A 22,030-nucleotide genomic window follows, 5' to 3' on the forward strand; every position below is an offset into this window, starting at 1 on the left:
TGATCCGACTCAGCCACTTCCCGGACGGACACTTATAAGTGCTGAATAAATCTGATTGGTGGTGAGCCGAGTTAACATTCTCGGCTCACCGTGATAGAACTACACCTTGATTTCAAGTTCTTCTGTCACACGAGCCGTTTGGCCAGGTTTGAAATCTCATCCCTTCGGTCAGTAATTTGCTTGGCTTCAATTGTAATTCGTCGCCCGCCGACAGAGCGTTTTCCCGGCTTCAGCGCAAAGAATGGCGTACCGCGAGCGAAAGCGACAACGCCAGTTGTCTGAAAGTCTCGAATTTCCAGAACTCCGTCCTTCAATGCTGAAAAATTCAGATAACGAGGATTATCTCGTATGATTCCTTCGATATCATCATCAATACTCGACAAAACCGCTCGATATCCGGATGCTGCTCCCATGTACTGTGTGATCCTATTCTTCACGATGAGATGTGCCTTTGGAAGCGTCAATCCTGCGGACTCCATGCGAGTAGCAAACATATGCTGTGCATATATTTCGCTCGGAAGTTTGAGCCCATAGATAAGAGAAAATGCATTCTGAATTGCGCGGCGCGATGAATCATCGGCCATAACGGGGAAGATAACTTTCTCAGCAACAGCCATCGCAATTTGAGTATAGATTGAGAAGCTTGGATTTGCGTCTAGAAATATATAGTCGAATCTATTTCCCGTTGCCGCTACAAAGTCCCTTAGCCAACTAATCACCATTACCCATGTGTTTGTTCCTGGAATTTGGTTATTGGCAAGCGTCGACATTGAATTAGCTTGCAGCTCGAGAAGGGGATCACCGGCGAAAAGAGTAATGTTTCTCGGAATTGCGGAATTATACTCATACGGTACTGACAAAAAGTCAGAAGTTGCAATAGTGCCAACTGTATAGGGTGAAGGTAGGCGCATCTGAAAGTACCCGCCGACAGTAGCGCGCGGGGTCTTCCCTTGTACTTTTAGCAAATTCCCGCCGCCATCACCTTCAAGACCTCCTAGAAGAAGTTCTGAGAGATTTGCTTGGGGGCATACATCAATTACTAGGATGCGTTTCTTGGAGTTGAGGTTAGCGAATTCACATATTGCTTGAAAAGCTAGACTTGTTTTTCCCGTACCGCCTTTGTTGTTCCAAAATATAAAAGATTTAGGCATGGCCAACTCCATACGTCTCGGGGGCGACGCTGATCGCAGCGGACATTATGATGTCCGTTTCAGACATGTCAATGTCCTTTGAGGACTGGCGCAGTCGTTGCGTCCTTGACGAGCGAAGCCTCGACACACCCCAAGGCGCCAATTACCTTACAGCCACCTTGCCTTCACGCTCGCGAGGTCGCCCGCCGCCAGCCCTTCGCGGATCTCGCGCATCAGGCGGTTCATCACGGCGATGTTGTGGATGCTGACGAGCTGGGCGCCCAGCAGCTCGTCGGCCTTCAGCAGATGGTGGACGTAGGCGCGGCTGAAGCGGCGGCAGGTGTAGCAGTCGCACCCATCCTCCAGCGGCCCCGGATCCTGGCGGAAGCGGGCGTTGCGCAGGTTCAGCCGGTTGGCCGGCACACCGGCGGCCAGCGCCCAGCCGTGCCGGGCGATGCGGGTGGGGGAGACGCAGTCGAAGGTGTCGATGCCAAGCTCGACCCCGGCGAACACATCCACGATGCCGCCGATGCCCAGCAGATGCACGGGGCGGTCGGGGTGGATGTGCGGCGCGCACATCGCCACCACCTCGTACATCTGGTCCTTGTGGGAACCCAGGGAGCCGCCGATGGCGGTGCCGAAGAACGGGCGGTCGCGGGTGTAGGCGGTGCTCTCCTCCCGCAGGTCGGGATGGACGCCGCCCTGGACGATGCCGTAGAGCGCCTGTTTGCCGGCCATCGGCCCGTCCTCGCCCTGGACGAACCGCTCGATGCAGCGGTCGCCCCAGCGGTGGCTCATCCGCATGGAGCGGGCGGTGTAGGCACGGTCGGCGTGGAAGGGCGTGCACTCGTCCAACTGCACGATCAGGTCGGCGCCCAGCTTGCGCTGGATGTCGATGGACCCCTCCGGCGACAGAAACAGCTTGGAGCCGTCGAGGTAGGAGCGGAAGGTCGCACCCTCCTCCGTGACCTTCAGCAGGGTCTGGTCGCGGGTCTGCTGGCGCCGGCCCTTGATCTCGTCCGCCACCGAACCGTGGCCCATGGAGAAGATCTGGAATCCACCCGAGTCGGTCAGCATCGGCCCGTCCCAGTCCATGAAGCGGTGCAGTCCGCCCATGGACGCGACGAGGTCGGCGCCCGGCTGGATCATCAGATGGTAGGTGTTGGACAGGATGATCTGGGTGTCCGCTTCGCACAGTTGCGCGGGCGTGACGCCCTTCACCGTGGCCTTGGTGCCGCAGAAGATGAAGGCCGGCGTTTCGATGGCGCCGTGCGGCGTCGACAAACGGCCAAGGCGCGCCCGCGAATCCGGCAGGCGCGCCTTGATCTCGAAGCCGAAAGCCGGCCCGTACTGGACATGGTCAGGCATAGGCCGTGGCCGGTGCGTCCTTCACCGCGTAGCGCGCGAGATACATGAAGGGCGTGTCGGCCAGCGCCACCGCCAGCCGCAGCCAGTAGGTGCCGAGGATGTAGGTGAAGACCAGCGGCTCCCACCCGATCGGATCGGCCGCGAACACCACCCAGGCCAGCACGCTGAACACGATGTTGTCGATCAGCGACGACACGATGGTGGATGCGTTGTTGCGCAGCCACAGATGCCGCGTGCCGGTCAACGCGCGGATGCGGTGGAAGGCCCACACGTCGTGCGTCTGGCTGATCAGGTAGGAGATCATGCCCGCCGCGAACAGCGCCGGCACCGGCGTGAACAGCGCGGTCAGATGCTCCTGCATGGGCAGCGCCCAGGCCATGTCCTCGCCCGCCTGCGCCGGGGTCAGCGGCGCGTAGCCCAGCGTCAGCACCGTCACCGCCGTCCACAGCAGGAACGCGGCGAAGCCGATCATCACCCCGCGCTGGGCCGCTGCCCGGCCGTAATGCTCGGCCAGGATGTCGGTCGCCAGATAGGTGGAGGCGAAGAGGATGGTGCCGAGCGCCACCGGGTGGCCGTACAGCGAGAACTGCACTGCCTTCAGCACCTGGATGTTGGCGCCGAGGATCGCGACGACGATGTACGCGTAAAGCCCCGCCGCCCCGAACCAGCGCGCCATGCCGAGAATGGCCGAGAAGCAGAGGACCGCTTCCAGCACCAACACGGCTTCGGGAGGCAACGCGTTCAGAAGGGCGACGAGGGCGTCGGGAGACAGGCTCATCGGAGTCCCTCGGGCCGGCCGGGGGACGCGGCCGTCCCCCGCACGCGGATCAGGCGGCGGCCTGTTCCGTCTTCTTCGCGATCAGGCGCTTCAGGCGGCGCGCCTCGATGCTCAGCACGTCCTCGCGGGCGTCGAGCAGGAAGGAGTCCAGACCGCCCTTGTGCTCGATCGAGCGGATGGCGTTGGTGGACAGGCGCAGGCGCACCATGCGGCCGAGCGCATCGCTCAGCATCGAGGTCTCCTGCAGGTTCGGCTGGAAGCGGCGACGCGTCTTGTTGTTCGCGTGGCTGACGTTGTTGCCGAACTGGGTGCCCTTGCCGGTCACCGAGCAGCGACGAGCCATCGGAGTGATCCTTTATCGCAAATGAAAGCCGGTTTCCGGGCGGCAATCCGCCCGAAAGAGCCGGGTTTATAGTCGAACGCGGATGCGCCCGTCAAGCGACGTTACCGTCTCGAGACGGTAACGTCGTCCCGTTCCCGGTCACTCGGCGGCGGGGGTTTCCGCGGCGGCCTTGGCCGGGGCCTTGCGGCGGGCCGCCGGCTTCGCGGCGGGCTTGGCGGCTTCGACCGGGGTTTCGACCGCCGCATCGCGAGCGGCGGCTTCGGCGACCGGGGCTTCGACCGCGGGCGCATCCGCCACGGGGGCCGGCTCGTCCACGGTGGGGGCGGCGGCTTCGGCAACCGTCATCGGCGCATCGACCGCGACCGGTGCATCGACCGCGACCGGCGCTTCGACCGCAACCGGGGCGGGCTCGGGCACGGCTTCGGCGACAGCCTCCGCCGCGGCCGCGGCGTCCTTGGCGGCGACCTCGGCCACCAGCTTGCCGGACAGGGCGAGGAACGCCTTCATGTCCTCGGCGGCGCGGGCCGTGGCGGCCTCCACGAAGCTGCGCTGCAGGGCCGCCACGTCGGCCGGCGTGCGGGCCTTGGCCAGGGCGCCCATCAGGCTGGCGGTGTGGCCGAACTGGGCGGTCATGCCGTCGAGCAGCAGGCGCTGGCCCTCCTTCGCCACCCCGGCGACGCGCGCGGAGCGGGTGACGGCGGTGCGGGCGTTCGCCTTGGCGAGCGTGCCCATGGTCTCGTAAAGGCCCATCAGATTGGCGTTCATCGCGATCTCCCCCAAGTCGGCGGTTGCTGCGGCGGCGCGGCTCGCCGACACCGGTCGGGCGATTCCAGCGGGCGCTCCACGGCAAGGACCTTGCGGGAGACGCCGGTCGGGCGATCGGGAGCGCCGCCGACGGACAGCACCGTATTCGCCCCTTCTAAACAATTAAGGGGGGCGATGCCGCGGTGCAACAGGATTTTGTGCGACGCAATATCCTCAGCCGCCGCGGAACCGTTCCAGCAGGCTGCGGGCGGCGGCGGTCGGCACCAGTGAGCCACCGCGCACGCGGCCCTCCAGCTCCGGCAGCGCGGTGCGCACGGCGGGATGGGCGCGGAAGGCGTCGATGAGCGTCTCCCGGATTTCCGACCACAGCCAGGCGCCGGCCTGCTCGGCGCGCCGGGCGTCACGGGCGCCGCTGCGCTCGCCGACGGCGCGGTGCTCGCCGATGGTGGCCCACACCGCATCGATGCCGCTGTTGGTGGCGGCCGAGCAGGACAGCACCGGCACCCGCCAGTCCGGCACCGCCGGCTTCAGGAAGGCCAGCGCGTGGCGGTACTCGGCGACCGCGTGACGGGCGGCAGCGACCAGATCGCCGTCGGCCTTGTTGACGACGACGAGGTCGGCCAGCTCGACGATGCCCTTCTTGATGCCCTGCAGCTCGTCGCCGCCAGCCGGCAGCAGCAGCAGCAGGAACAGGTCCACCATGTCGGCGACCGCGGTTTCCGACTGGCCGACGCCCACCGTCTCCACCACGATCACGTCGAAGCCGGCCGCCTCGCACACCAGCATCGCCTCGCGCGTGCGGCGCGCCACCCCGCCCAGGGTGGCGCCGGCGGGGGACGGGCGGATGAAGGCGCCGGCGTTGCGCGACAGCTCCACCATTCGGGTCTTGTCGCCGAGGATCGAACCGCCCGTGCGCTGCGACGAGGGGTCGATCGCCAGCACCGCCACCTTGTGGCCAAGCCCGATGACGTGCAGCCCGAACGCCTCGATGAAGGTGGACTTGCCCACCCCCGGCACGCCGGAGATGCCGACGCGCACGGAGTTGCCGGTGTGCGGCAGCAGCGCGTCCAGCAGCGCCTCCGCCTGCGCCCGGTGGTCGGGGCGTGTCGATTCGATCAGGGTGATGGCGCGCGCCAGCGCGCGGCGATCGCCCTGGCGCACGGCGTCGGCGAGGCCAAGGGCAGGGGTGCGGGGATCGGCGGGGGAGGGCGTCGTCATGGCGCCACCCTAGCGGGCGGGCGGCTCCGGATAAAGGGGCGGTCGCCGGCTGCGTCAGCGGGCCGCCGCGCGGGTGTCGAGCCAGCGTTCCAGCGCGGCGAACAGCGCCTCCGCAGTCGCCGCCGCGACCGTGAGCGCCGCGGGCTCGGCCAGCTCCGCCTCCAGCCGGGCGAGCAGGGCGGTCCAGCGGCGCGGTAGTTCGGGGCGATCGTCGGCGAGGAAGGCGGTGGCCGTCTCCGCCCGATCCCCCAACGCGCGGCGCACGCCCGGCAACATCGCCCGGCCGCCATGGGCCGAACCGTCCAGCACATAACGCGCGGCGAGCCGCGCCGGCGGTGCGGACAGATCGGGCAGGGACTCCACCTCCGGCAGGGCGGCAGGATCGGCCCCGAGCGCTTCCAGATCCCGCGCCAGCCGTTCCAGCCGGGCGGTCTCCGCCGGGCCGTGCATCGCGAGACGCCGTTCCACCGGCGCGTGGAAGCCGTGCAGGGCGGCCAGCGCGTCGCGGTATTGACCCACGGTCAGGTCCGGCGCGGTCAGCGGCGCCAGCAGCCGGTGGTGGTGCAGACGCTCGTGCACCGCCGCGGTCACCCGGCGCAGGGTGCGCCGGGCGGTACCGTCGGCCGGAGTCACACCGGCACCAGCACGTCGGCCACGGGGTCGGGGCCGCGGCCCTGGCCGCTCTGCGCCGATTCCTGCTGACGCGCCCACAGCGCGGCGTAGGAACCGCCCAGCGCCAGCAGCTCGGTGTGCCGGCCGCGCTCGACGATGCGCCCCTGCTCCAGCACGAGGATCTCGTCGGCGTCGATGACCGTCGAGAGGCGGTGGGCGATGACCAGCGTCGTCCGCCCCTCGCTGATCTGCCGCAGGTTGGCCTGGATCTCGCGTTCGGTGTGGGTGTCGAGCGCCGAGGTCGCCTCGTCGAACAGCAGGATCGACGGGTCCTTCAGGATGGTGCGGGCGATGGCGACGCGCTGCTTCTCGCCGCCCGACAGCTTCAACCCGCGTTCGCCCACGGTGGACTGGTAGCCGTCCGGCAGCGCCATGATGAAGTCGTGGATGTGGGCCAGCCGTGCCGCACGCTCCACCTCCGACGGGGCCGCACCGGGGCGGCCGTAGGCGATGTTGTAGAAGACGGTGTCGTTGAACAGCACCGTGTCCTGCGGAACGATGCCGATGGCCCCGCGCAGGCTGGACTGGGTCACGCCGCGCAGATCCTGCCCGTCGATCAGGATGCGCCCGCCCGACACGTCGTAGAAGCGGAACAGAAGCCGGCTGATGGTGGATTTGCCCGCCCCCGACGGCCCGACGATGGCGACCGTGCGGCCCGCCGGGACGGTGAAGGACACCCCCTTCAGGATCGGCCGGCGCGGGTCGTAGCCGAAGGACACGTCCTCGAAGCGCAGCTCGCCGCCGGTCACCGCCAACGCCGGGGCGCCGGCGGCGTCCGCCACCTCGCGCTCCACCGACAGCAGCGTGAACATCGCCTCCATGTCGGCCAGCGCCTGCTTGATCTCGCGGTAGACCATGCCGAAGAAGTTGAGGGGCTGGTAGAGCTGCAGCAGGTAGGTGTTGACCAGCACGAAGTCGCCCAGCGTCAGCTCCCCGGCGACGATGCCGCGCCCGGCCATGAACATCACGAGCGTCAGCCCGACGGCGATGATGGCGCTCTGCCCGACGTTGAGCAGGGCCAGGCTCTGCTCGCTGCGGACGGCGGCGCGCTCGTAGGCGCGCAGCGCCTCGTCGTAGCGGCGCGCCTCGTGCGCCTCGTTGCCGAAATACTTGACCGTCTCGTAGTTCAGCAGGCTGTCGATGGCCTTGGTGTTGGCCTTGCCGTCGGTGTCGTTCATCTCGCGCCGGAACTGGGTCCGCCATTCCGACACGGTGAAGGTGTAGACGATGTAGGCCGCCACCGTCGCCAGCGTCACCAGCGCGTAGGAGATCCCCAGCATGTGGGCCAGGATCGCGGTGACCAGCAGGATCTCCACGATGGTCGGCACGATGCTGAACAAGGAATAGGACAGGATCGTCTGGATCGCCCGTGTGCCCCGCTCCAGCGAGCGCGACAGGCCGCCGGTCTGGCGCTCCAGGTGAAAGCGCAGCGACAGCGCGTGCAGATGCTGGAAGACCGACAGGGCCGACTTGCGGATGGCGCCCTGCTCCACCTTCACGAAAATGGCGTCGCGCAGCTCGCCGAAGGCCAGCGACAGCACGCGCGCCAGCCCATAGGCCAGGATCAGGCCGACCGGGACGGTCAGCGCGTCCACCGGCAGCGACAGGGCGTCGATGGCCTGCTTGTAGAGGAGCGGGGTGTAGACGGTGGCCGCCTTGGCGATCACCAGGAACAGCAGGGCCACCACCACGCGCACCCGCGTCTCCACGTCGCCGGCGGGCCACAGATGAGGAAGCAGCGTGCGCAGGGCGCGCATCTCGCCGATGCGGGGCTGGACTGGCGGGGTGTCCGTGGGCGCGATCGGGGCGGTGCTGTCGGTCGTCATGGCGGTGGAGCGGGTGGCGGGGGAGCGGGCGGTGGGTCGGGGCGACGTGCAGCGATGACGTGGTGCGTTCCTCGGCCGGAAGTAAGCCGCGATCCTCGCTGCCCTGTCATGCGGCCGATCGTCCGCCCGACCGGAAGGTAACAGAAGATTTACGACGATGGTGAACACTCCCGCAACGATTGCGGCGTAACCTCCTCCGGGCGCGCCGTCGGCGCATCGCCAGTTTTCCGCGGGATGGACGAGTCATGCAGGAATCGAGTTTCTCCGGCCGGTTCAAGGTCGGCACCCGCATCTACACCGGGTTCGGGCTGATCCTGGCGCTGCTGACGGTGGTGGCTGCCATCGGCTATCTGGCGCTGGGCAGCGCGCAGACAGGGTTCGACCGCTACGCGTCGATCTCCGACAACTCGCTGCGCATCGCGGAGCTCGGCCGTGACGTGTCGGACATGCGCCGCAATGTCGTGGGCTTCATCCACACCGGCAGCCAGGATTCGGTGGCGCAGGTGCGCAAGCTGCAGGAACGGCTGCGCACCACCATGCGCGACGCGGTCGCCGCCACCACGAACGCCGAACGGCGGGCCAACCTGGATCGCATGCAACGGGTCTTCGACGCGTACAGCACCAATTTCGACAAGCTGGTGGTCCTGCGCGCGCGGCGGGACGAGCTGGTCGAAAAGCAGCTCAACGTCATGGGGCAGAAGGCGCGCCAAAACCTGACCCGGATCATCGAAACCGCCATGGCCGACGGCGATTTCGAGGCGGCCGCGCTGGCCGGCCAGGCCCAGGAGAGGCTGATGCTGTCCCGCATCGGCAACATGCGTTTCCTGGCGAGCCCGTCCGAGAAGGCCGCCGACGAGGTCAAGACCCGCAACGCCGCCTTCAACACCGTCATCGGCCGGCTGGCCGAGCGCCTGCACAACCCGGAGCGCAAGGCGCTGGCGGCCGAGGCCGACCAGATCGCCGAGCGCTACCTGCAGGCCTTCATCGCGGTGTCGGCGGCGGTGTTCGACGCCGACCGACTCGTCAGCGATGTCATGGTGCCCGAGGCGGAGGAATTCGCGCAGCTCGCCGACCGCACAATCGACCTGCAATCCGCGGCCCGCACCGATCTGCTGTCCACGACCTCGGCGGAGATGGCGGCGGGACGCACCGGCGACCTGACGGTCGCGTCGGTGGTGATCGTGCTCGGCATCTTCCTGGCCTTCGCGGTGTCGCGCAGCATCGTGCGGCCGGTGCAGGGCATGACGTCGGCCATGCAGCGGCTGGCCGGCGGTGACCTGGCCGTCGATGTGCCGGCGACCGCCGACCGCGACGAGATCGGCGAGATGGCGAAATCGGTGCTGGTGTTCAAGGAGAACGCCATCGAGAAGAAGCGCATGGCGGATGCCGAGGCGGAACGGCTGGAAGCCGAGCGCCGCGCCGACGAGGCCCAGCGCGCCCGCGAGCGCGCCATCGGCGAGGAGATCGCCGCCCTGATCGACGGCGTGTCCCGCGGCGATCTGTCGCGCCGGCTCGACCTCGCCGGCAAGGACGGCTTCTACCGGACCATGGCGGAGGGCATCAACCGGCTGACCGACACCGTCGCCAACGTTATCACCGACCTCGGCGAGGTGCTGTCCGCGCTCGCCGCCGGCGACCTCGACAAGCGGGTGGCCCGCGACTACCAGGGCGCCTTCCAGAGGGTGAAGGACGACGTCAACGCCACCTCCGCCAAGCTGGCGGAGATCGTCGGCCAGATCACCACGGCGGCCGACACCATCGCCTCGGCCTCGGCCGAGGTGTCGGCCGGCTCCAGCGATCTCGCCGACCGCACCGAGCAGCAGGCGTCCAGCCTGGAGGAGACGGCGGCCAGCATGGAGGAGCTGGGCGCCACCGTCCGCTCCAACGCCGAGAACGCCCAGCGCGCCAACCGCATGGCGGCCGACGCCCGCAAGGCGGCGGAGAATGGCGGCGGGGTGGCCGGCTCGGCCATCGCGGCGATGAAGCGGATCGAGTCGGCGTCCCGCAAGATCACCGACATCATCGGCGTGATCGACGAGATCGCCTTCCAGACCAACCTGCTGGCGCTCAACGCCGCGGTGGAGGCTGCGCGGGCCGGTGACGCGGGCCGTGGCTTCGCGGTGGTGGCGCAGGAGGTCCGCCAGCTCGCCCAGCGCTCCGCCCAGGCGTCCAAGGAGATCAAGGCGCTGATCCTGGACAGCGACGGGCAGGTGCGCGACGGCGTGGAGCTGGTCAAGAGCGCCGGCGATGCGCTGAATGGCATTGTCGATGGCGTGCAGCAGGTCGCCGCGCTGATCGCCGAGATGGCGTCCGCGTCCACCGAACAGGCGACGGCGCTCGACGAGATCAACGCCACCATCGCCCAGATGGACGAGATGACCCAGAAGAACGCCGCACTGGTGGAGGAGGCGACCGCCGCTGCCCAGGCCATGGCCGGGCAGGCCGGCGATCTCAAGGAGCATGTCTCCTTCTTCAAGCTGGCGCGCCGGGCCGGGGCGGCCCCATCCCAGGTGACGCAGCCCCGGCCGGCCGCCGGTGCCGCCGCGGCGGCGCGTCCGGCCGTGCGCAAGCCCGCGGTCCAGCCGGCGCGCGCCGTGCCCCGCCCGGCGAAGGCGGCTTCGGCGACCGCCCACGAGGCGGCCCCGAAGGTCGGCGTCCTCAAGCGGGCGGCGGCGGAGGCGGACGACGACTGGACGGAGTTCTGATCGGGTCCCCGCCCTCTTCGGGGGGCGGGGTTCCCCAATTAACCTTTGGGCAACCACCCCGTGTTCTGCTCGATCGACGTCCGATCCACCAGACCCGAGGCGATTGCCATGCGGCCGGTCCCAGCTTCTGTCCCGCTGCTGCTCGCACTGCTGCTGCTCTCCGCCTGCGGTGCCGTCGGTGGGGCCGCCAGCCTCGTGGGCACCGCGGTCGATGTCACCGCCAGCGCCGTGACCACCACGGTGGATGTCGTGACCTCCCCCATCCGCTGAGCGAAATCGCCGGCCGGGCCGCAACGCGGGCGCGGCTGCGCTGTTGTGGGCATACCAAACCAACGTTTGGACCAACGTTTTGGAGGTATGCCATGCGACGCTTGATGGTGGTCGGCGCTTCGGCCCTGCTGCTCCTGGGAACGGCCGGCTGCGCGCAGGTGAGCGAGTGGACCGGCGGATCGACGGCCTCCAACCCGGTGTCGCGGGCGGACAGCACCACGCTGGCGGCGCTGACGCCCCAGCAGATGCTGGGCAAGTCCGTCATCGGCAGCGACGGCCGCACCGTCGGCGAGGTCGAGGATGTGCTGCTGAACCAGAACGGGCAGGCCTACCGCCTCATCGTGTCCACCGGCCAGACCCTGGGGATGGGCGGCAAGACCGTGGCGCTCGACGCCGAGCCGCTGCGCTGGGCCAGCGACCGCAACTCCATCGTGACGACGGAGATGACCTCCGCCCAGATCGACGGCCTGCCGGAGTTCCGGTACGACAACAGCATGACCTCGCTGAACCGGCAGCAGCGCACCCAGTAACGGCATGGGGTGACGGCACGCGGGGCGGCTCTGGAAGGGCGGGGAGCTTGGCGGTAAAGTCCGCCCCCCGAACCCGCCCGACCGGAGCCGTCATGCCCGTCCGTCCCGTCCTCCTGGCCGCCGTGGCCGCTCTCGTGCTGACCGCCTGCCAGAGCGCACCGCCGCGTCCGCCGGTCCGTCCCGTCAACTTCGCGAATTTCGCACCGATCGTGCTGAACGTCGCGACGGTGGACGTGGTGGACCAGCGGCGTGCGGGCGGTGCCGCGTCCGTCGATGGCCGCATCCCGGTTCCGCCGGCCGAGGCGGTGCGTCGCTGGGCCGCGGAACGGTTGCAGGCCGGCGGGCTTCAGGGGCGTGTCCGCGTGGTCATCAAGGACGCCACGGTCGTGGAGACGCAGCTGCCGCGCACCGGCGGTGTGCAGGGTTTCTTCACCACCCAGCAGGCGCAGCGCTACGACGGCCGCATCGAGGTGGAGGTGACCGGCGAGGTGCCGGGCGACACTGCCTTCCGCGGCTTCACCCGGGCCGCCGTCACCACCTCCACCACCGTGCCGGAGAACATCACACTGGCCGACCGCGAGGCCACCCTGCAGGAGATGACGCGGTCGATGGCCGAGGATCTGAACGCCCGGCTCGATGCCGGAATCCGCAAGGATCTCGCCGGCATCGTCATGCGCTGACGCCGTGCATCAGGCGGCGTTGGTCAGGCGGCGTTGCTGCCGCGCACGCGGCCCAGGAACTGGCGCACCGAGTCCTGCAGCGCGTGGGCGTTGCCGGTCAGCGTCTCGGTCGTGGACTGGATGGCCGCCGCGGCGCGCCCGGTCTCCGCGGCGGCGACCGAGAACTCGCCGACCGTGGCCGACACCTGCTGCGTGCGCCCGGACGCCGTCTGCACGGCGCGGGCGATCTCGGCGGTGACGGCGTTCTGCTCATCGACCGCGGCGGCCACGGCGGACGAGATCTCGTTCATGCGGGCGATGGTGCGGCCGACGCCCTGGATGGCGGTCACCGCCGTGCCGGTCGATCCCTGGATGGCGGCGACCTGCTGGGCGATGTCCTCGGTAGCCTTGGCGGTCTGGCTGGCGAGGTTCTTGACCTCCGAGGCGACCACGGCGAAGCCCTTACCGGCTTCACCCGCCCGCGCCGCCTCGATCGTGGCGTTCAGCGCCAGCAGATTGGTCTGGCTGGCGATGGCGCCGATCAGGCCGATCACCTCGCCGATCTTGGCGGCGGCGCGGTTCAGCCCCTCCACCGTGTCGTTGGTGCGGTTGACCTCCTGCACGGCGGAGCGGGCCACCTCGGCGGAGGTGCCGACCTGCCGCGCGATCTCGGAGATGGACGACGCCATCTGCTCGGCGGCTCCGGCGGCGTCGTTGACGCTGGCGGTCGCCTCGTCGGTGGCGCGCACGACCACCTCGGTCTGCCGGCTGGTCTCGTCGGCGGTGCGCGCCATGCGGTCGGCCGACCCCCGCATATCGGCGGACGCACGGATCAGCCCGTCGATGACCGACTGCACGTCGGTCTCGAACAGCCGCGCCATGTCGTCCAGGGCCTTGCGCTTGGCGACCTCGGCCTGCGCCATCATCGCCTCCTGCTCGGCCTTCATGCGGTCGGTGGCCTCCATGGCGTCGCGGAAGACCGCCAGCGACTCGACGATGGCGCCCAGCTCGTCGCGGCGGCGCAGTGCCGCCACGTCGATGGCGCGGTTGCCCTCCGCCAGCCCGTGGGTGGCGTCGGCGATGCGCCGCACGGAACCGGCCGTCGCCCGGCCCAGCCCGATGGCGAAGCCCAGCGTCAGCGTCACCGCGGCGACGACGACGCCGAGGAAGACCTGCTCGGTGCGGCCGGCCTCCGCCGCCGCTTGCCGGGCACGGGCATCCGATTCCGCCACCATGCTGTCGACCAGCTCCTGGATCAGCCGGCTCATGCGCTCGAAGTTGGCGGTGAAGGGCTGCAGGAAGGACACGGTGCTGGCGAAGTCGATCTCCATCATCGAGCCGACGAACTCCACCGCCCCCTTGTAGGTCGTCAGTTCCTTGGTGACCTCGCCGATCGCACTGACCTGCGCCTGGTCGCTCAGAGTGCTCTTGATCGCGTCCAGGTCGGCGATCAGCCGGTCAACGTCGCCGCCGAGGGTGGCAATCTCCGCCGCGAGATTGCCGCCCGCCACACCGCCGGCCTGGTTCGTCATCAGCCGGAACAACGTGCCGTTGGCCCGCTGCACGCGACCGGCGACGGCCTCCAGCTCGGTCGCCCGCTTGAGGTCGAGATCGACGATGTCGCGCGTGGTGCGGACCTGCCGGTCCAACCCCGACACGCCGACATAGGCGACCCCGGCGATCATGATCACCGCGAGAAGCGGGGCCAGGGCGAACTTGATCGAAAAGGAAAGGTTGGCCAGCAAGGCGGTGGAGCGCGTCATGATACCATCCTCAAAGCGGTGCGATGTGCCGGTGCACGCGGCGGGCCGGCGCGCGGCTAATCCACCGGAAGGAGGCCGCCCTCGGTGGGGGCCGCTCTCGGTGGATGCCGACGTCTGGATCAGAAGCTGGCGGACAGGGAGAACAGGAGCCGTTGCTCTTCGGCCGGTCCGGAGGTCAAACGGGATTCGGCCTGCGTGATGTTGAAGCCGGTGACCGCCGCCTGAACGTTCTCGGTGATCCGGTAACCGACGCGGCCTGCCAGATAAAGGTAGTCCGGCACCTTGACCAGGGTCGTCGAACCGGTGCGCAGCATCTCGACCTCCGAGACATACATGCCGTAGAGGTTGGCTTCGAAGGGACCATTCGTGTAGCCGAGCTCAGCCGAAACCTTGTGGCGCGGGGTGCTGTCTTCGAAGTTGTAGTTGGTCTGCTGGGTCAGATCGTCGTTGACCCGTTCGAAGGCATAGCCGACCTTCCAGTTCCAGTCGGTCCCGATGCGGCCCTTCAACTGGGCCTCGATCCCGACCGCCTTGGAATCGCCGATGTTGTCGTAGATGCTGACCAGCGAGTTGACGCGCCGGGTGTAGGACTTGAGGTCCGAATTCGTCTGGTAGTAGACGGACGTCCGCAGCCCGCCGTTGATCTGGTCGATCCGCCGGTCGTAGCCGATCTCGTAGTTCATCACGATGGACGGGTTGATACGCGGGTTGCCGTAGGTCCCGGTGGTGCCATTCGAGGTGAGCACGGAAAGCTCGTTCATCGTCGGCACCTGGATGCCGCGTGCGGCGGACAGCCGCAGCGTATCCACATCGGTCGCCCGGTAGACGATGCCGCTGTTGAAGCTGAACTCGGTCAGGCTGCGGTCGTAATCCTCGTTGGTGTAGGGGGACGGGCCAGCGAAGGTGCCCTCGCGACCCAGGCTCAGGTAATCGATGCGGCCCGCGTTGACCAGCGACAGCTTGTCGTTGATCGCCCAATCCCACATGGCACCGCCGGAGTAGACGTCGTAGGACACCTTGCCGTTGCGCACCGGGGTGCTGTCGAGTTCGTTGCGGCGGAACTCGGCGGAGAGGCGGAAGCTGTGATCGGTGCCGATCTTGAAAAGATCCTGGACCTGGGCGACCGTCACCACGTTGTTGTAATCGATGCCAAGGGCCAGGTTCACATCAAGCTGGTTCCGGTACACCTTCGCCTCGATCAAGCCGAGGGCGGTGTTGGCGGCGAGCGAGAGCTTGGTGGACAGGATGTCGTAGTTGCTCGGGAAGAGCTGGTACCCGAAGGTCATTTCGCTCTGTTCGGTGTGGACCTTCGTCACCTCGGCCCCGATCTGGATGTTCTCGGTCACCTGGACGAGACCATCCGCGCTGAAGGAGCGGCGCCGCGGGCCGGTGCGGTAGGCGCGCTCGGCGGTGCGGACCGGCGTCTCGTACTCGTCGGTGTTGTAGCCGCCGGCCGAGACGCGGATGCCCCCGCGGTCACCGAGCTTGATGGTGCCGACGCCCGACACCTCCTTGTACCCCTGCGTTCCCGTGCGGACGGTCACGTTGTTGACGCTGTCGGACAGCGGGTTGAAGGTGACGATGTTGACCACGCCGCCGACCGCGTTGAAGCCGAACAGCGCGGTGTTGGGCCCCTTGACCACCTCGATCTGCCGGATTTCCGCCATTTCGACCGGAATCGCGTGCCAGGGCGTGAAGCCGTGGTGGTCGGCGTAGACCTGCCGTCCGTTCACCAGCACCAGCAGGCGCGGGTTGCGCGGGGAGTTGTAGCCGCGGATGCCGATGTCGGCGGACGCCATGCCCCAGCGGGCGACATCCGCCCCGACGACGCGCTGGAGGACGTCGGGGATGTTGGCGGCACCCGTGCGCCGGATTTCATCGGCGGTGATGATTTCCATGGCGACCGGAGCCTCGCTGACGCGCTGCGGCTTGCCGGTGGCCGAGGTGGTGACGGGCTCGCCGAAAAGCTGTTCGAGGGAGCCGTAATCGATGCTCTGAGCGGCGGCGCCACGCGGCGTGGCGGCGGGAATCAGCGCCGCCATCAAGGCGGCCAGGGAAACGGAGCGGCGGAGAATCTGCGACATGTCGAACCTCGGAACGGACCGGCGGGTGCGGAAGGCGGTGGTTGGGGACGGTCGGGGCGCGATCACTGCTCGGTGATCATCATCCGGAAGGCCGGTTGGAAGGCGACCTGGGAGGCGTCGGCGGCGGCCTTGCTCACGATGATCTCCACCTTGGGTTCGGCTTTGACCGACATCACGCATTTGGCGGCCTTCATGCAGGTCGGGTCGGTGGTCACCGACAGCATGCGGCGCCCCTTGGTGGCCTCGAAGATGGCCTCATGACGGGGGCCGAGCCCGGTGGTGACGAAAGCCACCCCGGCCGTCTCCAGCCCGGCCAGCGTGTCCGCCGGGACCAACGCTGGCACCAGCGTCACGGCGCCGGCGGCGAGTCCGTCACCCAGCAGGCCCTTCAGACCTTCCGCCTCCTTCTGGGATTCGGGCACCGCGGGGGCGTGGATGATGGCGACCGTCAGCCGCCCGGACGGTTTCTCCGTCAGGAAGCCAAGGCTGCGGCCGATGACCTGGACATCCTTCGCCGTCACGTCGGCAAAGGCGGGGGGTATTGCGAACAGCGCCATCGCCGCCGCAACTCCGAGCACCTTGTTCATGGGGGATGGTCGCCAAAAGAGTAGTTGTTGACTGTCCATCTTCAATAAGTGAATCGGAAAACGGACGTCAACACCCAGGTAAAATTTTTGAAATGTTTGCGGAATTGTGCCATCCCGTGTCAATAGTTGGTTAACTTCTTGTGTAATGTTTTGTTCTGTTTGTTTTTTCAGTGAACATGAATGCTACCGTATGTCAGAAATACTGTTTTTATGGCGTGGGTGTATCGTTATCCACGCCGAGAACAATATTGCCGCATACGGGCGTATGGCTGCTTTCGGGCGGAAAATGGCCGGGAAATGCGCGTTATCGAAAAGGTCAACAAAAAGCCGGGCAACCAAAGGTGGCTCCCGGCTGGTCCGCGCGATGGGCCCGGCGGCGATGGTGGCGCCGGGATGGGTTAACGATACCAAGGACCTATACGGATCGGGTGGGGTAGGCGATGGCCACCACCTCCAGCGACTCGGGGCCCTGGGGCGTGCGAAGCTCCACCACGTCGCCCTCGCGGGCCTTCAGCAGCGCCCGCGCCACCGGGGAAATCCAGCTCACCCGCCCCTGGTCGGTGTCGGTCTCGTCGATGCCGACGATGGTGACGGTGTGCTCGCTGCCGTCCTCGCGCGCGTAGGTGACGGTGGCGCCGAAGAAGACCTGGTCGCGCCGGGTCTGCCGGTCGGGGTCGACCACCTCGGCGGCCTCCAGCCGCTTGGTCAGGAAGCGGATGCGGCGGTCGATCTCGCGCAGTCGCTTCTTGCCATAGATGTAGTCGCCGTTCTCCGACCGGTCGCCGTTGCCGGCGGCCCAGGACACCACCTCCACCACCCGCGGCCGTTCCACGCGCAGGAGCTGCTTCAACTCGTCCTGCAGCCGCGCGAAGCCGGCCGGCGTGATGTAGTTCTTGGTGCCCTTGGGGATCGGCGGCAGCTCCCCGCCGCCGTCATCGTCGTCGCGGTCGTCGTTTTCCTTGGTGAAGGCCTTGCTCATGGTCGTTCCGTTCCTCCGCGGTCGATCCTAACGCAAAAGGGCCGCCCGGAGGCGGCCCTTCGCACAGCAGAATCTCCGCCGCGGATCAGTAGCGGTAGTGGTCCGGCTTGAACGGGCCCTCGGCGCTGACGCCGATGTAGCTGGACTGCTTCTCGGTCAGGGTGGTCAGCTTGGCGCCGATCTTGTCGAGATGCAGGCGGGCGACCTTCTCGTCCAGGTGCTTGGGCAGGACGTAGACCTTGCGCTCGTACTTCTCGGCGTTGTTCCACAGCTCGATCTGGGCCAGCACCTGGTTGGTGAAGCTGGCGCTCATCACGAAGCTGGGGTGGCCGGTGGCGCAGCCCAGATTGACCAGACGGCCCTTGGCCAGCACGATCAGGCGCTTGCCGTCGGGGAACACGACCTCGTCCACCTGCGGCTTCACCTCGTCCCACACATAATTGCGCAGGCTGTCGATCTGGATCTCGCTGTCGAAGTGGCCGATGTTGCAGACGATGGCCCGGTCCTTCATCGCCCGCATGTGGTCGAGCGTGATGACGTCCACGTTGCCGGTGGCGGTGACGAAGATGTCGCCCAGCGGGGCGGCATCGTCCATGGTCACCACCTGGTAGCCTTCCATCGCCGCCTGGAGCGCGTTGATCGGGTCGATCTCGGTGACCATCACGCGCGCACCCTGCGAGCGCAGCGAGGCGGCCGAGCCCTTGCCGACGTCGCCGTAGCCGCAGACCACCGCGACCTTGCCCGCCATCATCACGTCGGTGGCGCGCTTGATGCCGTCGACCAGCGACTCGCGGCAGCCGTACAGGTTGTCGAACTTCGACTTGGTGACGCTGTCGTTGACGTTGATGGCGGGCACCTTCAGCGTGCCGGCCTTCATCATCTCATACAGGCGGTGCACGCCAGTGGTGGTCTCCTCCGACAGGCCGCGGACGGTGTCCAGCATCTCCGGGTACTTGTCGTGCATGATCTGGGTGACGTCGCCGCCATCGTCCAGGATCATGTTCGGGGTCCAGCCGGCATAGGGACCCTCGGCGGGACCGCGCAGCGTCTGCTCGATGCACCACCAGAACTCCTCCTCCGTCTCGCCCTTCCAGGCGAAGACCGGGATGCCGGCGGCGGCGATGGCCGACGCGGCGTGGTCCTGGGTGGAGAAGATGTTGCAGGACGACCAGCGCACGGTGGCGCCCAGCGCCGTCAGCGTCTCGATCAGCACCGCGGTCTGGATGGTCATGTGCAGGCAGCCGACGATGCGCGCACCGGCCAGCGGCTTGGACTCGCCGTACTCCGCGCGCAGCGCCATCAGGCCCGGCATCTCCGTCTCGGCGATGGTGATCTCCTTGCGGCCCCATCCGGCGAGGCTGATGTCCTTGACCTTGTAGTCGGTGAATGCGGATGCGGGCATGCGGGCGGTCTCCTCGCGGGCGGTCGAAAACGGGGGCGCAGCCATGGCTGCGGACGGGCAGGGTTTACCAGCGCCACTGCCTTCATGCAAGCATAAAGATATCTTTATGTATTTGGCGCTGCGGCCTGAGCGCGCGGCAGTCTGTGAAGACTCGTAACAGTTACGCTGTTATGCTATAGAGGCGCCGAGGCTGTGCGAAGCTGGAGAGCGGACGATGGCGTGGCTCAACGCGTGGATGCTGCCGATCCTGGACGAGCGCGAGTTGCGCCGGCTGCGGCGCGCCTCCGGCAACGACAACGCCGCCCGCGCGACGCTGCGGGGCTCGGCGCAGCCCCGGCCAGTGCCCTGGCGGAATGGCGGGCCGGATGTCTGCCGGCTGGCCGCCGCCCCTACGCCATCGCGTTGAAGTCGTCGAGCAATGCTGCGATGCGACCGCCGTCGTGCTGGTCCATGATGACGCGGGCGCGACGCGTGGCCTCCACCAGATCCAGCGTGCGGATGCGGCGTTTCACCACGGGGATGCTCGGCGGCGCCATCGACAGCTCGCGCACGCCCAGCCCCAGCAGCAGGGCGGTGTAGCGCGGATCGCCCGCCATCTCCCCGCACACCCCGACCGGGATGCCGGCGCGCAGCGCCGCCTCCACCGCGAACTGGATCAGCCGCAGCACCGCCGGGTGCAGCGGGTCGTAGAGCGACGCCACCTGCTCGTCGCCGCGGTCGATGGCCAGCGTGTACTGGGTCAGGTCGTTGGTGCCGATGGAGAAGAAATCCACCGCCCGGGTCAGCGCGTCGGCGGAGAGCGCGGCACCCGGCACCTCGATCATCACCCCCAGCGGCGGCAGCGGGTCGGCGATGCGGACACCGCGGCGGCGCAGGCGGCGGGCGACCGCCAGCATCATCTCCCGAACCGTCTGCACCTCGGTGACGGACGTGATCATCGGCAGCAGGATGCGCAACGGCCCGTGCGCACCGGCCCGCAGCATGGCGGCGAGCTGGGTTTCCAGCAGCCGCGGCTCGCGCAGGCCGAGCCGGATGGCGCGCAGGCCGAGCGCTGGGTTGGTCGGTTCCCCGTAGCGGCCGACCATCCAGCCGGCCAGCTTCTCGCCGCCCACGTCCATGGTGCGGGCGGTCACCAGACGGCCGCCCATGCCCTCCACGATCGGGCGCAGGATGTCGTACTGCTCGTCCTCGTCGGGCAGGTCGTCGCGGTTCATGAACAGGAACTCGGTGCGCAGCAGCCCGATTCCCTCCGCCGCCTGGTCGAGCGCCTGCTCCAGGTCGCGCGGCAGCTCCAGGTTGGCCTGGATGGCGATGGCGGTGCCATCCCTGGTGACGGGGGGCAGGCTGCGCAGACACTTGAGCTGCTCGCGTTCGCGCTCCCGCTCGGCCTGCCGGTGCCGGTACTCCTCCAGCAGCTCCGGGGTCGGGTCGATGTGGACGCGCCCCTGGACCCCGTCGACGATGACCGTCAGCCCGTTGCGCACCTCGCCGGCCAGCAGCCCGGCGGCGCCCAGCACCGCCGGCAGCCCCAGCGAGCGCGCCATGATCGCGGTGTGCCCCTCCGCCCCGCCCAGCACGGTGGCGAAACCGGCCACCTTGCGGGGATCGAGCAGCGCCGTGTCGGCGGGGGTCAGCTCCTCCGCCAGGATCACCGTGCCCGGCTCCAGCATGGAGAAGGCCTTGTACTCGTGCCGCATCAGGTTGCGGATCAGCCGCCGGCCGACCTCGCGCACGTCGGTCATGCGGGCGGCCAGATAGGCGTCGCCCATGCCGGCGAAGGTCTGGGCGATGGTGTCCAGCTCGGCCTGGATGGCGGCCTCGGCGTTGATCCCGTGCTCGCGGATGCGCGCTTCCACCCCGCGCGTCAGGCGGGAGTTGGTGACCATGGCGAGGTGGGCGTCGAGCAGGAAGCCCACCTCCTCCGACGCGGAGCCGGGCAGCACCAGCGCCTTGGTCTTCAGCTTGCGGATCTGCCGGCGGGCCTTGACGGCCGCCTCGTGGAAGCGCGCCAGCTCGTCGGCGCGCTGGTCGGGCGGCAGCCGGTATTCCGGCACACTGACCGCGGCGTGATCGACGATGTGGGCGGGGCCGATGGCGATGCCGGGCGACACCGGCAGGCCGCGGAAGACGCGTCCGGGTCCGAGCGGTTCGGCGTCAGTCTTCATCGAACTTGCGCAGGATGAGGTCGGCGAGTGCGGCGACGGCGGCTTCGGCCTCGGCGCCGCGGGCGCGCAGCTCCACCGAGGTGCCGGGGCCGGCGGCCAGCATCATGAGACCCATGATCGACAGGCCCGACACCTCGGTGTCGCCCCGCCGCACCTCGACCGCGGCGTCGAACCGGCCGGCCAGCTTCACGAATTTCGCCGCCGCGCGGGCGTGCAGGCCGCGCTGGTTGCGGATGATGACGGTCTGTCCCGCCTCCGGCTGACCGCCGGAAGCGCTGGTGTCGCCCGTGGTCATGCTGTCAGCCGTCCGAGAGGAGGGAGGAGGCCACGTTGATGTATTTCTGCCCGGCCTCGCGCGCGGCGTTGACCGCGTCGGCCAGCCGCTCGTTCACCCGTACGCTGGCCAGCTTGATCAGCATGGGCAGGTTGACGCCCGCGATCACCTCGACCTTCGCCTTGTCCATGATGGAGATGGCGAGATTCGACGGGGTGCCGCCGAACATGTCGGTCAGCACGACCACCCCGGAGCCGTCATCCACCTCCGCCACGGAGTTGAGGATGTCCTGGCGCCGTTGCTCCATGTCGTCTTCCGGGCCGATGCAGACGGCGCGCACCTGCTGCTGTTCGCCCACGACGTGCTCCAGGGCGGCGATGAACTCTTCCGCAAGACGCCCGTGGGTCACAAGAACCAAGCCGATCATCGCGAACCCTTCATCCTGAACACTCTAGGGGATAGCCTTTCCTTGCGGTCTTGTCACCCGGACTCGGTGTCGCCGGGGTCGGCCG

The 22,030-nt window shown here is 68.0% G+C and carries 21 protein-coding genes; 5 read left to right on the forward strand and 16 right to left on the reverse strand.

The window, feature by feature from the left end; all coding sequences use genetic code 11:
* Window positions 1–125: 125 nt before the first annotated feature.
* The 8 genes from HL658_RS35330 to HL658_RS35365 form a co-directional block, all read right to left on the reverse strand.
* Window positions 126–1,151: a ParA family protein gene (locus HL658_RS35330; RefSeq protein WP_180286829.1), complete on the reverse strand. Its 1,026-nt coding sequence runs from the start codon at window positions 1,149–1,151 to the stop codon at window positions 126–128.
* A 147-nt stretch (window positions 1,152–1,298) separates the two neighbouring features.
* Window positions 1,299–2,498, reverse strand: a complete 1,200-nt coding sequence (gene tgt, locus HL658_RS35335) for a tRNA guanosine(34) transglycosylase Tgt (RefSeq protein WP_180286830.1) — start codon at window positions 2,496–2,498, stop codon at window positions 1,299–1,301.
* Window positions 2,491–3,276, reverse strand: a complete 786-nt coding sequence (locus HL658_RS35340) for a queuosine precursor transporter (protein ID WP_180286831.1) — start codon at window positions 3,274–3,276, stop codon at window positions 2,491–2,493. Before HL658_RS35340 ends, tgt begins: the two co-directional genes overlap by 8 nt.
* Window positions 3,277–3,325: 49 nt before the next feature.
* The gene (rpmB, locus tag HL658_RS35345; RefSeq protein WP_180286832.1) at window positions 3,326–3,619 is read right to left on the reverse strand and encodes a 50S ribosomal protein L28; all 294 of its coding nucleotides are present in this window, start codon (window positions 3,617–3,619) and stop codon (window positions 3,326–3,328) included.
* 138 nt (window positions 3,620–3,757) lie between these two features.
* Window positions 3,758–4,384 carry a phasin family protein gene (locus HL658_RS35350; RefSeq protein WP_180286833.1) on the reverse strand — a complete coding sequence of 209 codons (627 nt, stop codon included), beginning with the start codon at window positions 4,382–4,384 and terminating at the stop codon, window positions 3,758–3,760.
* A 213-nt stretch (window positions 4,385–4,597) separates the two neighbouring features.
* Entirely contained in the window at window positions 4,598–5,602 is a 1,005-nt protein-coding gene (meaB, locus tag HL658_RS35355) for a methylmalonyl Co-A mutase-associated GTPase MeaB (RefSeq protein ID WP_180286834.1), read from the reverse strand.
* Window positions 5,603–5,656: 54 nt separating this feature from the next.
* Window positions 5,657–6,235, reverse strand: a complete 579-nt coding sequence (locus tag HL658_RS35360) for a biliverdin-producing heme oxygenase (RefSeq protein ID WP_180286835.1) — start codon at window positions 6,233–6,235, stop codon at window positions 5,657–5,659.
* Entirely contained in the window at window positions 6,232–8,031 is a 1,800-nt protein-coding gene (locus HL658_RS35365; protein ID WP_246338294.1) for an ABCB family ABC transporter ATP-binding protein/permease, read from the reverse strand. Before HL658_RS35365 ends, HL658_RS35360 begins: the two co-directional genes overlap by 4 nt.
* 314 nt (window positions 8,032–8,345) lie before the next feature.
* On the opposite strand from HL658_RS35365, the gene HL658_RS35370 reads away from it, so the two are divergent.
* The 4 genes from HL658_RS35370 to HL658_RS35385 all read left to right on the forward strand — a co-directional run bounded on the left by HL658_RS35370 (window position 8,346) and on the right by HL658_RS35385 (window position 12,285).
* Complete coding sequence (locus HL658_RS35370) at window positions 8,346–10,805, forward strand: methyl-accepting chemotaxis protein (protein ID WP_180286837.1); 2,460 nt, start codon at window positions 8,346–8,348, stop codon at window positions 10,803–10,805.
* 108 nt (window positions 10,806–10,913) lie between these two features.
* The gene (locus HL658_RS35375; protein ID WP_180286838.1) at window positions 10,914–11,075 is read left to right on the forward strand and encodes a hypothetical protein; all 162 of its coding nucleotides are present in this window, start codon (window positions 10,914–10,916) and stop codon (window positions 11,073–11,075) included.
* A 92-nt stretch (window positions 11,076–11,167) separates the two neighbouring features.
* A complete protein-coding gene (locus HL658_RS35380; RefSeq protein WP_180286839.1) occupies window positions 11,168–11,605 on the forward strand; it encodes a PRC-barrel domain-containing protein in 438 nt (145 codons plus the stop codon).
* A 92-nt stretch (window positions 11,606–11,697) separates the two neighbouring features.
* The gene (locus HL658_RS35385; RefSeq protein WP_180286840.1) at window positions 11,698–12,285 is read left to right on the forward strand and encodes a hypothetical protein; all 588 of its coding nucleotides are present in this window, start codon (window positions 11,698–11,700) and stop codon (window positions 12,283–12,285) included.
* A 23-nt stretch (window positions 12,286–12,308) separates the two neighbouring features.
* Here HL658_RS35385 and HL658_RS35390 read toward each other — a convergent pair whose 3' ends face one another.
* The 5 genes from HL658_RS35390 to ahcY all read right to left on the reverse strand — a co-directional run bounded on the left by HL658_RS35390 (window position 12,309) and on the right by ahcY (window position 19,079).
* On the reverse strand, window positions 12,309–14,027 hold the full coding sequence (locus HL658_RS35390) for a methyl-accepting chemotaxis protein (protein WP_180286841.1): 1,719 nt from the start codon (window positions 14,025–14,027) through the stop codon (window positions 12,309–12,311).
* Window positions 14,028–14,146: 119 nt separating this feature from the next.
* Window positions 14,147–16,111 (reverse strand): TonB-dependent receptor plug domain-containing protein, encoded by a 1,965-nt coding sequence (locus HL658_RS35395; RefSeq protein ID WP_180286842.1) that lies wholly within the window; start codon window positions 16,109–16,111, stop codon window positions 14,147–14,149.
* A gap of 62 nt (window positions 16,112–16,173) precedes the next feature.
* Entirely contained in the window at window positions 16,174–16,698 is a 525-nt protein-coding gene (locus HL658_RS35400; RefSeq protein WP_180286843.1) for a hypothetical protein, read from the reverse strand.
* Between the two features lie 415 nt (window positions 16,699–17,113).
* Window positions 17,114–17,677 (reverse strand): transcription elongation factor GreB, encoded by a 564-nt coding sequence (gene greB, locus HL658_RS35405; protein ID WP_180286844.1) that lies wholly within the window; start codon window positions 17,675–17,677, stop codon window positions 17,114–17,116.
* A gap of 85 nt (window positions 17,678–17,762) precedes the next feature.
* On the reverse strand, window positions 17,763–19,079 hold the full coding sequence (ahcY, locus tag HL658_RS35410; RefSeq protein ID WP_180286845.1) for an adenosylhomocysteinase: 1,317 nt from the start codon (window positions 19,077–19,079) through the stop codon (window positions 17,763–17,765).
* A gap of 214 nt (window positions 19,080–19,293) precedes the next feature.
* Between ahcY and HL658_RS35415 the strand changes: the two genes are divergently transcribed.
* Window positions 19,294–19,485, forward strand: a complete 192-nt coding sequence (locus HL658_RS35415; RefSeq protein WP_180286846.1) for a hypothetical protein — start codon at window positions 19,294–19,296, stop codon at window positions 19,483–19,485.
* Here HL658_RS35415 and ptsP read toward each other — a convergent pair.
* From ptsP to HL658_RS35430, 3 genes are read right to left on the reverse strand one after another with little or no spacing between them, the layout of a single operon-like run.
* Entirely contained in the window at window positions 19,469–21,244 is a 1,776-nt protein-coding gene (gene ptsP / locus HL658_RS35420; protein WP_180286847.1) for a phosphoenolpyruvate--protein phosphotransferase, read from the reverse strand. The genes HL658_RS35415 and ptsP overlap by 17 nt on opposite strands.
* A complete protein-coding gene (locus HL658_RS35425; RefSeq protein WP_180286848.1) occupies window positions 21,234–21,539 on the reverse strand; it encodes an HPr family phosphocarrier protein in 306 nt (101 codons plus the stop codon). Before HL658_RS35425 ends, ptsP begins: the two co-directional genes overlap by 11 nt.
* A 4-nt stretch (window positions 21,540–21,543) precedes the next feature.
* Window positions 21,544–21,945 (reverse strand): PTS sugar transporter subunit IIA, encoded by a 402-nt coding sequence (locus HL658_RS35430; protein WP_180286849.1) that lies wholly within the window; start codon window positions 21,943–21,945, stop codon window positions 21,544–21,546.
* Window positions 21,946–22,030: the final 85 nt, after the last annotated feature.

Origin of the sequence: Azospirillum oleiclasticum, assembly GCF_013423485.1 — a bacterium.
GTDB lineage: Bacteria > Pseudomonadota > Alphaproteobacteria > Azospirillales > Azospirillaceae > Azospirillum > Azospirillum oleiclasticum.

What these genes read in the sequence shown, in the direction of transcription:
- HL658_RS35330 (WP_180286829.1), bottom strand. Translation starts at nt 1,151, where the DNA reads ATGCCTAAATCTTTTATATTTTGGAACAACAAAGGCGGTACGGGAAAA.
- tgt (WP_180286830.1), bottom strand. Translation starts at nt 2,498, where the DNA reads ATGCCTGACCATGTCCAGTACGGGCCGGCTTTCGGCTTCGAGATCAAG.
- HL658_RS35340 (WP_180286831.1), bottom strand. Translation starts at nt 3,276, where the DNA reads ATGAGCCTGTCTCCCGACGCCCTCGTCGCCCTTCTGAACGCGTTGCCT.
- rpmB (WP_180286832.1), bottom strand. Translation starts at nt 3,619, where the DNA reads ATGGCTCGTCGCTGCTCGGTGACCGGCAAGGGCACCCAGTTCGGCAAC.
- HL658_RS35350 (WP_180286833.1), bottom strand. Translation starts at nt 4,384, where the DNA reads ATGAACGCCAATCTGATGGGCCTTTACGAGACCATGGGCACGCTCGCC.
- meaB (WP_180286834.1), bottom strand. Translation starts at nt 5,602, where the DNA reads ATGACGACGCCCTCCCCCGCCGATCCCCGCACCCCTGCCCTTGGCCTC.
- HL658_RS35365 (WP_246338294.1), bottom strand. Translation starts at nt 8,031, where the DNA reads ATGCGCGCCCTGCGCACGCTGCTTCCTCATCTGTGGCCCGCCGGCGAC.
- HL658_RS35370 (WP_180286837.1), top strand. Translation starts at nt 8,346, where the DNA reads ATGCAGGAATCGAGTTTCTCCGGCCGGTTCAAGGTCGGCACCCGCATC.
- HL658_RS35375 (WP_180286838.1), top strand. Translation starts at nt 10,914, where the DNA reads ATGCGGCCGGTCCCAGCTTCTGTCCCGCTGCTGCTCGCACTGCTGCTG.
- HL658_RS35380 (WP_180286839.1), top strand. Translation starts at nt 11,168, where the DNA reads ATGCGACGCTTGATGGTGGTCGGCGCTTCGGCCCTGCTGCTCCTGGGA.
- HL658_RS35385 (WP_180286840.1), top strand. Translation starts at nt 11,698, where the DNA reads ATGCCCGTCCGTCCCGTCCTCCTGGCCGCCGTGGCCGCTCTCGTGCTG.
- HL658_RS35390 (WP_180286841.1), bottom strand. Translation starts at nt 14,027, where the DNA reads ATGACGCGCTCCACCGCCTTGCTGGCCAACCTTTCCTTTTCGATCAAG.
- HL658_RS35395 (WP_180286842.1), bottom strand. Translation starts at nt 16,111, where the DNA reads ATGTCGCAGATTCTCCGCCGCTCCGTTTCCCTGGCCGCCTTGATGGCG.
- HL658_RS35400 (WP_180286843.1), bottom strand. Translation starts at nt 16,698, where the DNA reads ATGAACAAGGTGCTCGGAGTTGCGGCGGCGATGGCGCTGTTCGCAATA.
- greB (WP_180286844.1), bottom strand. Translation starts at nt 17,677, where the DNA reads ATGAGCAAGGCCTTCACCAAGGAAAACGACGACCGCGACGACGATGAC.
- ahcY (WP_180286845.1), bottom strand. Translation starts at nt 19,079, where the DNA reads ATGCCCGCATCCGCATTCACCGACTACAAGGTCAAGGACATCAGCCTC.
- HL658_RS35415 (WP_180286846.1), top strand. Translation starts at nt 19,294, where the DNA reads ATGGCGTGGCTCAACGCGTGGATGCTGCCGATCCTGGACGAGCGCGAG.
- ptsP (WP_180286847.1), bottom strand. Translation starts at nt 21,244, where the DNA reads ATGAAGACTGACGCCGAACCGCTCGGACCCGGACGCGTCTTCCGCGGC.
- HL658_RS35425 (WP_180286848.1), bottom strand. Translation starts at nt 21,539, where the DNA reads ATGACCACGGGCGACACCAGCGCTTCCGGCGGTCAGCCGGAGGCGGGA.
- HL658_RS35430 (WP_180286849.1), bottom strand. Translation starts at nt 21,945, where the DNA reads ATGATCGGCTTGGTTCTTGTGACCCACGGGCGTCTTGCGGAAGAGTTC.